This is a genomic window from Bacillus sp. FSL M8-0025, from assembly GCF_037975475.1.
Lineage (GTDB): Bacteria > Bacillota > Bacilli > Bacillales > Bacillaceae > Bacillus > Bacillus subtilis.
Genome location: NZ_CP150258.1, coordinates 1,968,925 through 1,981,650 on the forward strand (window position 1 = coordinate 1,968,925; position 12,726 = coordinate 1,981,650).

The following is a 12,726-nucleotide window of genomic DNA, read 5'->3' on the forward strand; positions in this document are numbered from 1 at the left end:
TTTCTCTTATATGATAATCCCCTTTATTTACGGAAGAACTGAACTCCCCATCAAATATCGATCCACTTCACGCGCCACTTCACGGCCTTCATTAATCGCCCATACGATTAAGCTTTGCCCTCTTCTTGCATCCCCTGCGGCGAATACACCATCGATATTTGTTTGATAATCCCCATATGCTGCACTGATTTTGTTATTTACTGAATCAACACCGAACTGTTTCAACAGCGGCTGTTCTGTGCCTTCAAAGCCGATAGCGATAAAGACAAGCTGAGCAGGCCATACTTTTTCCGTTCCAGGCAGCTCGCGGAACTCGTATTTTCCATGCTCATTTTTCACTTTTTCCATTTGGATGGTATGAAGCTCTTTCAGCTTTCCGTTTTTATCCGCGACCATTTTTGTCGTTTGAATGGAGTATTCTCTCGGATCTCTTCCGAATTTTGCTTCTGCTTCCTCGTATGCATATTCAAGCGTAAAGACGTGTGGCTGTTCAGGCCACATATTGTCATTCGTGCGGGCTGGCGGAAGTTTCGGGTGTTTGCCGAATTGGTGCACGCTTTTGGCTTTTTGACGCAGAGCGGTAGCCACACAGTCAGCTCCTGTATCTCCGCCTCCGATTACGATGACATCTTTCCCTTTGGCATCAATGAATTGCTTGTCTTTAAAATTAGAATCTAAATAGCTTTTTGTTGCAAGTGTGAGGTAGTCCATTGCGTAATGGACTCCTTTTGAGTCGCGTCCTTCAATTAAGAGGTCCCGCTGTTTTTGAGCGCCTGTGCATAAGATCACAGCATCAAATTGCTCCTTTAGCTCATCAGCTGTAATGTCAACACCGATTTCTGTGTTCGTGACAAAATCAATTCCCTCTTGCGTCAGCAATTTAATTCGGCGTTCTACAATGCCCTTCTCAAGCTTCATGTTTGGAATGCCGTATGTTAAAAGGCCGCCCGCTCTGTCTGAGCGCTCAAAAACAGTGACAGAATGCCCCGCTTGATTCAGCTGGTCAGCACTCGCCAGTCCGGCTGGGCCCGACCCGACGATAGCAACTTTTTTGCCTGTTCGTTTTTTTGGAATTCTAGGTTGAATCCAGCCGTTCTCAAATCCTTTATCGATAATGGTCCGCTCGATGTTTTTAATTGATACGGCCGGGTCTGAAATCGCTAAAGTGCATGATCCTTCACAAGGAGCGGGACATACCCGCCCTGTGAATTCAGGAAAGTTGTTTGTTTTCAACAGACGTTCCAATGCTTCCTTCCATCTGCCCCGGTAGACAAGATCATTCCATTCAGGAATTAAGTTGTAAATCGGACAGCCGGATGTAAATCCGTTAATGTCCGCACCGATCTGGCAAAACGGTGTACCGCAATCCATACACCGCGCCCCTTGCCGTTTCGATGCTTCTTCTGAAAAAGGAGCAGAATATTCTTTCCAATCCTTTAAGCGAGTGAGAGGGTCCCGCTCCGCAGGTTTTTCTCGTTTGATCTCCATAAATCCAGTTGGTTTCCCCATGTTCCTCTCCCCTTCCTTACTGTACTACCGCTTGTTTTTGTCCCGATGCTGCTGTATTCTGCTTTGGCTTCGTGTTGGCCTCAAAAGCGAACATGATGGCTTCTTCATCTGATAAACCTGCAGCTTTTTGCTCTTCGATGCTTGCGAGCATTTGTTTATAGTTTTTCGGAATGACTTTGACGAATTTTTTCACACTGTCTTCCCATTGATCTAGCAGATCTTCTGCTTTTTGGCTGTTTGTATACGCAGTATGTCTTTCAAGCATTGCTTTGATTTGCTGGATTTCTTTCTCATCCTCTAATGATTCAAATAAAATCATCTCAAGGTTGCATTTGCGTTTAAACGCTTTGACATCTTCGGTCAGTACATAAGCGATTCCGCCGGACATACCTGCCGCAAAGTTTTTGCCTACATCACCGAGAACGACAACGCTGCCGCCAGTCATGTATTCACAGCCGTGGTCGCCGATGCCTTCTACAACTACGTTCACACCGCTGTTTCGAACGGCAAAGCGTTCACCAGCACGCCCGTTAATATATGCTTCTCCGCTTGTCGCACCGTAAAAAGCCACGTTGCCGATAATGACATTGTCATCCGAAGCAGAGTTGAATCCTTCTGGTGACTTGACGATGATTTTTCCGCCAGAAAGCCCTTTTCCGACGTAATCATTTGAGTCTCCGTCCAAATAAAGCGTCATCCCTTTAGGAACGAAAGCTCCAAAGCTTTGGCCGGCTGATCCGGTAAAGTGCAGCTTGATTGTATCTTCAGGAAGACCTTCTTCTCCGTAACGCTTTGAGATTTCACTGCCGGTTATCGTTCCGGCTACACGATTTGTATTATTGATTTCAATCGAAATATCAGCTTCTTTTCCAGATTCGATGGCTTCTTGTACGGCCGGGAGAATTGTTGTAATATCAAGTGATTGATCAATTTTATGATTTTGCGGCGATTGGAACGTCCGCACCCCTTCAGGCTGATAAAGAAGGGTAGACAAATCAAGCTGGCTTGCTTTCCAGTGCTCCTTTGCCCGTTCACTTACATGAAGTACATCAGTGCGGCCGATCATTTCATCAAATGTCTTGAAGCCTAACGCAGCCATGTACTCACGAACTTCTTCGGCAATGAACAGCATATAGTTCACAATATGGTCAGGATCTCCCATGAACTTTTTGCGAAGCTCTGGATTTTGTGTCGCTACACCGACAGGGCATGTATCCAAATGGCAGGCACGCATCATGACACAGCCGAGTACAACTAACGGAGCCGTTGCGAAACCAAATTCTTCGGCGCCGAGCAAGGCAGCCATCACAACGTCGCGGCCCGTCATGAGCTTTCCGTCTGTTTCTAATACAACACGGTCACGAAGTCCGTTCAGCATTAGTGTTTGATGTGCTTCTGCAAGGCCAAGCTCCCACGGAAGCCCTGTATGTTTAATACTGGTTTTCGGAGAAGCGCCTGTACCTCCGTCATAGCCGCTGATCACAATGACATCTGCAGTCGCTTTGGCAACACCTGCAGCGATTGTTCCTACACCTGCTTTTGACACCAGCTTTACGCTGATTCTTGCGTCACGGTTGGCATTTTTCAAATCGTGGATCAGCTGGGCTAAATCCTCAATCGAATAAATGTCATGGTGTGGCGGAGGTGAGATTAATCCGACACCTGGCGTTGACCCGCGGACATCGGCAACCCATGGATATACCTTGTTGCCAGGAAGCTGCCCGCCTTCACCCGGCTTAGCACCTTGAGCCATTTTAATCTGCAGCTCATCAGCATTGACGAGGTAATGGCTTTTGACACCAAACCGTCCAGATGCAATTTGTTTGATCGCACTTCTTCTATCATCGCCGTTCTCATCTGGAACAAAGCGTTTGGGATCTTCTCCGCCTTCACCGCTGTTGCTTTTTCCTCCAAGACGGTTCATTGCGATTGCTAAAGCTTCGTGCGCTTCCTTACTCAAGGACCCGAATGACATCGCACCCGTTTTAAAACGTTTGACAATCGATTCAGCGGATTCAACCTCCTCCAACTTCAAAGGCTTGCGGTTTCCGTCAAATGCGAACAAGTTCCGCAAAAATCCGATGCGTTCTTCATCAGCCGCTTTTGTATACTGTTTAAACAGATTGTAATCATTTCTGCGGCACGCCCATTGCAAAGTATGAATCGTTTTCGGATTAAACGCATGATGCTCTCCGCCATTTCTCCATTGGAAGTCACTTCCCGGTTCAAGCGTTTTGCTGTAATCATCCTGATACGCTTCCCGGTGGCGGCGCTGTGCCTCTTCTGCAATTGTTTGTAAATCGATGCCGCCTAGCTGTGATGCAGTACCTGTGAAATAGCGGTCGATCACATCGCGGCTGATTCCTACCGCCTCAAAGATTTGTGCGCCTCTGTAGCTTTGCACAGTTGAAATTCCCATCTTGGACATCACTTTTACGACGCCCTCAGTAATGCTTTTTCCATATTTGCTAACCGCTTCTTCATAGCTGATATCCAAACGGCCTTCATCAATTTCCTGCTTGTAGGTCGCATAAGCGAGATAAGGGTTAATCGCATCTGCGCCATAACCGATTAACGCTGCAAAGTGATGCACTTCACGTGCTTCTCCCGATTCCACAATAATGCTGACCTTCGTACGCAGCCCTTTGCGGATTAAGTGCTGGTGCAGTGCGCTTACTGCCAGAAGCGGCGGAATTGGTGTCAGTCGTTCGTTCATCTTTTTGTCTGATAAAATTAACAAACTTACGCCTTGGCTGATGGCTTTCTCTGCCTGTGTGAACATGTCCTTTAAACCGCGTTCAAGATCCTCTGAAAACAGCACATCAATTTTTTGGCTTTTTAAATCAGGATGAACAATCGTTTTCAATGCGTAAAACTGTTCATTGGATAAAACAGGTGTATACAGTTTAATCCGGCGAACATTTCGTTCACTTGGATGAAGAAGATCGCCTTCCGCACCGAGCCAAGTCATCGTTGAAGTGACAAGCTGCTCACGAATCGCGTCGATTGGCGGGTTCGTTACTTGTGCAAACAGCTGTTTAAAGTAGTTAAACAGCGATTGCGCTCGGTCAGAAAGTACAGCAAGCGGAGCGTCATTCCCCATTGAACCAAGGGGATCTTTGCCTTCTTTAATAACAGGAATTAGATACTTTTGGATATCCTCATATGTGTATCCGAATGCCTTCTGGCGAGTAAGAAGATCACTAAATTGTTCTTCTTCTCTTGACTCCGGATCAGGATTTACTTGTACAAGCTCTTCTTCAAGCCATTTTTGGTACGGATACTCAGTTGCAATTTGTGTTTTGACTTCCTCATCGGAGATAATACGGCCTTCTTCCAGGTCGATTAAAAGCATTTTCCCAGGCTCAAGGCGGTTTTTATATAAAACGTTCTCCTGTTCAACTTCAATAACGCCTACTTCAGATGAGAAAATAATATAATCATCTTTTGTGACATAATAACGGGCCGGACGGAGACCGTTCCGGTCAAGGATCGCCCCGATTTGTTTACCGTCAGTAAATGAAATAGCTGTCGGTCCGTCCCAAGGCTCCATCAGGGAGCTATGGTACTCGTAGAACGCCCTTTTTTCCTTGGACATATGCGTATTTTCCGTCCAAGGCTCTGGAATGAGCATCATTGCCGTATGTGCCGGTTTGCGTCCAGCCATCACAAAAAACTCAAATGCGTTATCCAAAATGGAAGAGTCACTGCCATCAGCATTGAGAATCGGCAAAATCTTGTTTAAGTCCTCACCGAAGCTTTCAGAAACAAATTGCTGCTCACGTGCTCTCATCCAGTTGATATTTCCGCGAAGGGTGTTAATTTCACCGTTGTGAACCAAATAGCGGTTAGGATGCGCTCTTTCCCATGTAGGGAATGTATTGGTACTGAAGCGTGAATGAACAAGCGCAAAAGCAGAAACGAATGCTTCGTCTTGCAGATCAGAATAAAATGCATCAACCTGTTCAGGTGTTAAAAGGCCTTTGTAAACAATGGTCTGGCTTGAAAGACTGGCAAAATAAAAATCAAGACCTTCCGTTACTCCCCAATTTTCAGCCTGTTTACGAATGACATACAATTTTCGTTCAAAAGATAAATTGTCCTTTAGATCAGAACTTGCGCCAATAAATACCTGACGGACAAACGGACAGCTTTTTTGCGCCACTGTTCCGATTTTTCCGACATTTACAGGTGCAGTTCTCCATCCAAGAACGACTTGGCCTTCTTGTTCAATTAGTGCATTGATTTGCTTTTCAATTTTTTTTCTTTCATCTTCCTTCTGTGAGAAAAAGACCATTCCTACCCCGTAACGTTCTTTTTCTGGCAGATTGATGTTTTTGCACTCTTTTCTAAAGAAAGCATCAGGGATTTGAACCAGTAAGCCGGCTCCGTCTCCTGTATCCGGATCACTGCCTTGCCCTCCTCTATGATCTAGCTGGCAAAGCATCTTAAGTCCTTGTTTGACAATGTCGTGAGTCTGCTTGCCCTTTAAGTGTGCATATAGGCCGATTCCGCATGCATCATGTTCAAATTCAGGACGGTAGAGACCTTGAGCTTTTGGCATTTGATTGTACGTCATAATTCCTCTCCCCCGATCAATTTCCGATAATACCGGTCATAAAATCTAACAACTCTATAATCATTGTAGGTTTTCAAAACGATATAAACAATATATAATTTAGATCAAAAGAATCTCAAAATGAGATAGATGGATGTGAGACAAACATGGAGCTGCGCCAACTGCGTTATTTCATGGAGGTGGCTGAAAGAGAACACGTTTCAGAAGCCGCTGATCATTTGCATGTGGCCCAATCAGCAATCAGCAGACAAATTGCCAATCTTGAAGAAGAATTAAATGTGACCTTATTTGAGCGTGAAGGGAGAAATATCAAACTCACGCCAATCGGAAAAGAATTTTTGATTCATGTGAAAACGGCGATGAAAGCCATTGATTATGCGAAAGAGCAAATTGATGAGTATCTTGACCCGCATCGCGGAACGGTAAAGATCGGCTTTCCTACAAGCCTCGCCAGCCAGCTTTTGCCGACTGTCATTTCAGCGTTTAAAGAAGAATATCCGCACGTCGAATTTTTGCTGCGCCAAGGCTCCTATAAGTTTCTGATTGAAGCTGTCAGAAACCGCGATATTGATCTGGCCTTATTAGGACCGGTGCCGACGAATTTCTCTGACATAACGGGAAAAATATTATTTACTGAAAAAATTTACGCGCTTGTTCCATTAAATCATCCGCTTGCTAAACAAAAAACGGTTCATTTAATCGATTTGCGCAACGACCAATTTGTATTGTTCCCGGAAGGATTTGTACTTAGAGAGATGGCAATTGATACTTGCAAACAAGCAGGCTTTGCTCCTCTCGTTTCCACGGAGGGTGAGGATTTGGATGCTATCAAAGGGTTAGTGTCCGCAGGAATGGGCGTTACCCTTCTGCCTGAAAGTACTTTTGCTGAAACAACACCTCGTTTTACTGTGAAAATTCCAATTGAGTTCCCTCAAGTAAAACGGACTGTTGGAATCATTAAACCGAAAAATAGAGAGCTTGCGCCTTCTGCGAATGATTTTTATGAGTTTGTCATTCAATTTTTCTCTAAGCTGGAGCAGTATCAATAAAAAAATGAACCCGAGCTTCTATATAGAAGCTTCGGGTTTTTTTCTGCAAATTAATTTACAGGTAAAGAAAAATCCACATGGCAAACAAAGGCTTCTTGATCAATTAGAGCTCTGTTTGTCAGTTCCTTTTTCTTTTCCGGTTCTTGAAGCTGTACAGAAGAGTAATTGACGATTCCAAGGCCGATTTCCATCCCTTTTGAATTCATCAGCCGAACAACTGAACCGCTTTTGAATTTCCCTTTAATCTTCTGTACACCGTCCAGGTATAAACTCGATTGGCCGTTTGTTATTTTTCGTGAACAATCATCTGATAAAATCATTTCACCTTCCGGGCCGGAATTAAAAGCGATCCATTGCTCCTTTTGATTCAACGGAAGCGTTCCTTCTGCTTCAAAATAGGTGCCTTCCGCCTGTTCATGAACGGCGTGGTATAAAATATCGCCAGCATCTGCCTGACCTAGGAAACCTTTAATGCCAGACGCCATTACGATTTTAAACGCATCAAGCTTAGAGCGCATGCCGCCGGTGCCAACGATGCTCCCAGTGTCACCTGCGCATGCTTCGATGTCAGGTGTTATTTCACTCACCCGCTGTATCCTTTTCGCTTCTGGATTAGTGCGCGGATTGCCGTCATATAATCCGTCTATATCTGATAAAATCACAAGCATATCTGCATCAATCAAACCTGCGACTTTTGCCGCGAGCGTATCATTGTCGCCAAACTTGAGCCGATTGACAGTAACTGTGTCATTCTCGTTTATGATCGGGATAATGCCGCGCTCGAGTAGTACATTCATTGTATTCCTGACATTGTTGTATCGATATTCATCAGAAAAATCGCTTCTCGTAATTAAAATTTGGGATGCGACATAGCCGTGTGCCAAGAACAGCTTTGAATAAGCCTCCATCAGCAATCCCTGACCGATTGAAGCTGATGCTTGTTTTTCTGGAAGCTTCTCGGGCCTTTGGATAAATCCGAGCTTCCGATATCCTGCCGCCACTGCGCCTGAGGAAACCAAAATCACTTCATAACCGGCGTCTTTGAGTTTGACGACCTGGTCGACCAACGCTTCTAATTTTCGAATGCTGATTTCTCCATGAAGGCTTGTTAATGAACTGCTTCCAATCTTCACAACGACTCTTTTCATGCTTGTATCAGGCGTCACTTTATCACTCCTGATAGCGGCGCTGCAGTTTTTTCGATATCTTCGCTGATTTCCTTTGAACGCTTAGCCGCATGCTTTATTGCTTGAGAAATCGCTTCTCCGCCGCCGCTTTTTTTCAAGGCTTGCAGCCCCGCTGCTGTCGTTCCGTTCGGTGACGTGATATTATCTCTTAAGATCTCAGGATGTTCTCCTGTTTCCATGAGCATTTTTGCGGCACCTAAAAGTGTCTGTGCGCCGATGCTTCGAGATAACTGTTTATCGAGGCCCGCTTCCTCGCCTGTCTTTTCAATGAATTCCATTAAATAATAAAAATACGCGGGGCCGCTGCCTGCAATTCCGGTGAATATATCCATTTGATTTTCTTGGATTGTATAGACTTCGCCCATGCATCCGAGCAATGCTTCGGCCAGCTTCTTCAGGTCTTCCGACACATATTTGCCAAGGGCAATAGCTGTTGCAGAAGCGCCAATCATACTGGAAGTGTTGGGCATCACTCTGACAACCGGCTGTTCATTAAGCAATGATTGTTCAATAAAAGAGGTAGTTATGCCGGCAAGGACCGACAATATTAATTGATGGGGTTGAATACGTGATTTTAGTGATGACAGAGCGTTTTCGGCGTCTTTTGGCTTCATTGCCAAAATGAGCACATCCATGTCTTCAATACATAGTTGGTTCGGCAAGGTGCCTTTAATGCCATATTGAAGTTCAAGTTCAGTTAATCGCTCTGTATTGCTGCGGTTTGTAACGCAGATGTTTTGTTTCGGGATTTTGTTGGCACGAACGATACCTGATATCATTCCTTCCGCCATAGATCCTGCTCCTATAAAGGCTACTTTCTTTTGATCAAAGATCGGTAACATCTCCTTTGTTCGCTTTTTTGTTCGCATTTTCACACGTTTAAAATGTTACCACGTGAGGAAATGATGTCAAGTTTGAAGGTCATCATTGATTTGTATTGTTTCTTTTCGACAAATATGTATAATGAAAAGCAGAAAACACCCGGTTCACACTGCTGCGCCGGGTGTTTGTTTCTATTAAAAATTATCTGAGAGAGCTTTTTCAATCAGTTTTTTACAGCGATCCAGCTCTACCTTCAGCTGTTTTTTATATAGCTTGGCGGCTTCGTAATCTTTAAATTGATAGAGGACGACTTCCTGGAGCTTAGCCCCTTCTTTTTTTACTTTAATTTGTTTTAGTATCCCGTCATCAAGAAGCTCATGCAAAGACCGGTATACTTCTGTATGATTTGGTTTAAAACCAATCTCTTTAAATTCAGACCGAAGTACTTCAAGCAGCTTTAACCCATAGAGTCTCTCTTGCTCTGTCATCGTTATCATATAAAGCTTCAAAAATGCGCGCTGTTTCACTAAAAAGCCTGTTGAACTCCTTTTTTCTTCTTTCATCATATGCACTCCTTCTTCTGTCACTGACAACACTATGTACTAAATATTCAATTTTCTTTTATTGTTTTCCTTCTTTATATTAAAGACTGATAGTCCAATCATTTCATATTTACTGATTATAGGTGTAGCGGAAAAAATAAATTTCGACTGGACATTTGGTACATAGTTTTCTTAGTTCTATTATAGCCTGCATTCACTGCCAGCTTCAATTTAAAACGATTGTCAGATTTGCATATGCCGGTATGAATTTCATTCAAATAAAAAAACCTGTCGAAAGACAGGTTTTCATTTTTAAGGATTTGTTGACCATAATCCCGCTGTTTTGATGAAAATACGAGGATCTAATTTCAATTGTGCCACCATGTACTCAGCAAGATCCTCAGGCTGCATAACTTTTTCAGGATTACCGTCTGTTAAGTTCAATTCGATAGACATATCACTAGCGACAGTGCTCGGCGTTAACGCGCTGACTCTGATATTATGTTTTCTCACTTCTTGCATAAGAGACTCTGTTAACCCGAGAACGGCAAATTTAGAAGCGCTGTAAGCACTTGTTACAGCAGCTCCTCTTTGGCCCGCTGTAGATGAAATATTAATGATGTCTCCGGCTTTGCGTTCGATCATTTCCGGAAGCACCGCGCGAGTCACATGATACACACCCATTAGGTTGACTTGTATAATATTTTCCCATTCATCGGCTGACAGATCTAAGAAACCGCCAAATTTGCTGATTCCCGCGTTATTAATGAGAATATCGATATCACCAAGCTGTTCTTTCACTTGAGCGACGGCTTGGTTAACCTGCTCGGCATCTTTTACATCTGCAGCAGCAAATGCAGCTTTTACACCAAGCGCTTTGACTTCTTCTGCCACTTTTTCAACATTAGCGGCAGTCCGGCCGATTAACCCAATATTTACGCCTTCTTTCGCAAGAGCAAGAGCTGTAGCACGGCCGATCCCTCTGCCTCCGCCTGTGATTAAAGCGGTTTTATTTTGTAAACTTTGCAATTGAAGCACCCTTTCTTTGTTTACCTATGTACGATATCACATTATAAGTAGAATAAATCCAATACGCAAATCAAACGAACTGTGCAATCATCATTTCTTTGGATTAAAAAAGCGGAAACAGGGTAATGACAAAAGAAAAAAGGAGTGAACATATGGTTATTGTTTATATCAGCCTGGCAGTATTGGCTATTTCTATCATATTTTTAGGGTTTAATGTGATCCAAAACAAGAAAAAAATAGACCCCGCACTAAAGGAGCTCACTTCTGTTACGCAGGCTATGCAAAAACAAATCGAGGGATTAAAAACAGAAGCAGAGCTGCTGACGCAAAAACAAAAGAAGATTCAGCATGATGTCCAAATGAAAAAATACGCGTTTCAGCAGACAGCAGCTGAAGTGAAAGAAGTTCCCCAAGCAGTCAAAGAGGTGTGGCAGGCAGGACATTTTAATAGCAGATAAGGATGAATGAGATCCCGTTGTTACGATCAGAATGGACAAATGGGATCTCATTTTTCGAGGAGGCTTACACATGATTATAAACCGCAGCTGCTTAAAAGAGTTCGCAGAAAAACTACATTCTCTTCCCTCTTCACTTACAAAGTCCGATTTACTTACTGATCCATTTCGTCTCCATCAAGAAAACGAACTTGGCATCTACTATTCACCTCATAATGAATTTATCAATCGGGATGCCTCGCTTGTGATTGCCGGGATCACGCCTGGTTTTTCCCAGATGAAGACAGCGTACGAAACAGCCGCCGAAAGCCTGCGGCAAGGCGGGACTCTTGAGCAAATGGTAGTAGACACAAAAATAGCAGCGGGTTTCTCCGGATCGATGAGACATAACCTTATCACCATGCTGGATTTATGCGGGCTGCCGCAAGCTTTCGGCATTCACAGCGCCGCAAAGCTTTTTGGAGAATTACGGCATATGCTCCATACAACTTCCGTTATTAAATATCCTGTCTTTATCCAGCAAAAAAACTATACCGGATACAAACCGACTATCACTCATTCTCCTATCCTAAGCACTTATGCTTTTGGGCACTTCCCTGCAGAGCTTAACCATGTGACGGGACCAGCTCTTCTCATTCCGTTAGGAAAAGCGGCCGAAACAGTGTGTGAAACATTGATCAGACAGCACAGCCTCCAGAATTTGATTTGCCTTAACGGCTTTCCCCACCCATCAGGCGCGAACGGCCATCGTTTGAAACAATTCAACAAAAACAAAGAGCAACTAGAAAGACAAATTCGTTCCTTTGCTGCATTGGTTGATTTCACTATAGAAAAGAGGAAATAAAAGGGATATGATAAACATAGACACAAACGCGGGGAGTGGTTGAATGTTTCCTATATTAGAAACCGATCGGCTTACACTTAGGCAAATCACAGATCAGGATGCGGAAGCCATTTTTGCTTGTTTCTCAAACGATGAGGTGACACGCTATTATGGGCTTGAAAACATGGAATCTATAGAACAGGCCATTTCAATGATTCAAACGTTTGCTGCCCTCTATCAAGAAAAACGCGGTATACGGTGGGGAATTGAAAGACGGGACTCTAAAGAACTGATCGGAACAATAGGCTTTCACGCTCTGGCCCAAAAGCATAGGCGCGCGGAAATCGGTTATGAAATCATCCCGGAGCATTGGCGAAACGGATTTGCATCAGAAGTCATTTCAAAGGTCGTATCTTACGGATTTTCTGCCCTTGGACTGTCGCGTATTGGCGCAGTTGTATTTACCGATAATGAAGCATCAAATCGTCTGCTTCTAAAAATGGGGTTTCAAAAAGAAGGCGTTTTAAGACAGTACATGTATCAAAATGGAATTCCAAACGATACACATGTATATTCTATTTTAAAATCAAGCAAATGAACGGACGACATTCTCTCAATCTGTATGCACACTCCCTTCCTCTTCTTGGTGACTGCCCAAAATAGAAGGGGCAGCCAGCCTCTGCACCGACTCCAGTATGGAACAGTAAATGCTAAATAGCCTGATAGAACAC

Annotated in this window: 10 protein-coding genes; 4 read left to right on the plus strand and 6 right to left on the minus strand. The window is 43.8% G+C overall.

The window, feature by feature from the left end; translation table 11 throughout:
• Positions 1-27: 27 nt before the first annotated feature.
• Positions 28-1,509, minus strand: a complete 1,482-nt coding sequence (gene gltD / locus MKX38_RS09815) for a glutamate synthase small subunit (RefSeq protein WP_014479972.1) — start codon at positions 1,507-1,509, stop codon at positions 28-30.
• A gap of 16 nt (positions 1,510-1,525) precedes the next feature.
• Positions 1,526-6,088, minus strand: coding sequence for a glutamate synthase large subunit (gene gltB, locus MKX38_RS09820; protein ID WP_339189317.1), 4,563 nt, complete (start codon positions 6,086-6,088; stop codon positions 1,526-1,528).
• Between the two features lie 146 nt (positions 6,089-6,234).
• On the opposite strand from gltB, the gene gltC reads away from it, so the two are divergent.
• Positions 6,235-7,137 carry a glutamate biosynthesis transcriptional regulator GltC gene (gltC, locus tag MKX38_RS09825; RefSeq protein WP_004399246.1) on the plus strand — a complete coding sequence of 301 codons (903 nt, stop codon included), beginning with the start codon at positions 6,235-6,237 and terminating at the stop codon, positions 7,135-7,137.
• Positions 7,138-7,187: 50 nt separating this feature from the next.
• On the opposite strand, the gene proB is transcribed toward gltC, so the two are convergent.
• The 4 genes from proB to MKX38_RS09845 all read right to left on the minus strand — a co-directional run bounded on the left by proB (position 7,188) and on the right by MKX38_RS09845 (position 10,717).
• Positions 7,188-8,303 (minus strand): glutamate 5-kinase, encoded by a 1,116-nt coding sequence (gene proB, locus MKX38_RS09830; RefSeq protein ID WP_317680679.1) that lies wholly within the window; start codon positions 8,301-8,303, stop codon positions 7,188-7,190.
• Entirely contained in the window at positions 8,300-9,193 is an 894-nt protein-coding gene (gene proC / locus MKX38_RS09835) for a pyrroline-5-carboxylate reductase (protein ID WP_080530059.1), read from the minus strand. The genes proB and proC overlap by 4 nt, the downstream gene beginning before the upstream one ends.
• A 147-nt stretch (positions 9,194-9,340) precedes the next feature.
• Complete coding sequence (rtp, locus tag MKX38_RS09840; RefSeq protein WP_003220337.1) at positions 9,341-9,709, minus strand: replication termination protein; 369 nt, start codon at positions 9,707-9,709, stop codon at positions 9,341-9,343.
• Between the two features lie 291 nt (positions 9,710-10,000).
• On the minus strand, positions 10,001-10,717 hold the full coding sequence (locus tag MKX38_RS09845; RefSeq protein WP_032721974.1) for a 3-ketoacyl-ACP reductase: 717 nt from the start codon (positions 10,715-10,717) through the stop codon (positions 10,001-10,003).
• A 152-nt stretch (positions 10,718-10,869) separates the two neighbouring features.
• On the opposite strand from MKX38_RS09845, the gene MKX38_RS09850 reads away from it, so the two are divergent.
• From MKX38_RS09850 to MKX38_RS09860, 3 genes are all read left to right on the plus strand, one after another.
• Positions 10,870-11,175, plus strand: a complete 306-nt coding sequence (locus tag MKX38_RS09850; protein ID WP_032721975.1) for a DUF948 domain-containing protein — start codon at positions 10,870-10,872, stop codon at positions 11,173-11,175.
• 70 nt (positions 11,176-11,245) lie between these two features.
• The gene (locus MKX38_RS09855) at positions 11,246-12,016 is read left to right on the plus strand and encodes a hypothetical protein (RefSeq protein WP_339189325.1); all 771 of its coding nucleotides are present in this window, start codon (positions 11,246-11,248) and stop codon (positions 12,014-12,016) included.
• A 43-nt stretch (positions 12,017-12,059) separates the two neighbouring features.
• Positions 12,060-12,593: a GNAT family protein gene (locus tag MKX38_RS09860; RefSeq protein ID WP_339189328.1), complete on the plus strand. Its 534-nt coding sequence runs from the start codon at positions 12,060-12,062 to the stop codon at positions 12,591-12,593.
• Positions 12,594-12,726: the final 133 nt, after the last annotated feature.

What these genes read in the sequence shown, in the direction of transcription:
- rtp (WP_003220337.1), bottom strand. Translation starts at nt 9,709, where the DNA reads ATGAAAGAAGAAAAAAGGAGTTCAACAGGCTTTTTAGTGAAACAGCGC.
- gltD (WP_014479972.1), bottom strand. Translation starts at nt 1,509, where the DNA reads ATGGGGAAACCAACTGGATTTATGGAGATCAAACGAGAAAAACCTGCG.
- gltB (WP_339189317.1), bottom strand. Translation starts at nt 6,088, where the DNA reads ATGACGTACAATCAAATGCCAAAAGCTCAAGGTCTCTACCGTCCTGAA.
- MKX38_RS09860 (WP_339189328.1), top strand. Translation starts at nt 12,060, where the DNA reads ATGTTTCCTATATTAGAAACCGATCGGCTTACACTTAGGCAAATCACA.
- MKX38_RS09855 (WP_339189325.1), top strand. Translation starts at nt 11,246, where the DNA reads ATGATTATAAACCGCAGCTGCTTAAAAGAGTTCGCAGAAAAACTACAT.
- gltC (WP_004399246.1), top strand. Translation starts at nt 6,235, where the DNA reads ATGGAGCTGCGCCAACTGCGTTATTTCATGGAGGTGGCTGAAAGAGAA.
- proC (WP_080530059.1), bottom strand. Translation starts at nt 9,193, where the DNA reads ATGCGAACAAAAAAGCGAACAAAGGAGATGTTACCGATCTTTGATCAA.
- MKX38_RS09850 (WP_032721975.1), top strand. Translation starts at nt 10,870, where the DNA reads ATGGTTATTGTTTATATCAGCCTGGCAGTATTGGCTATTTCTATCATA.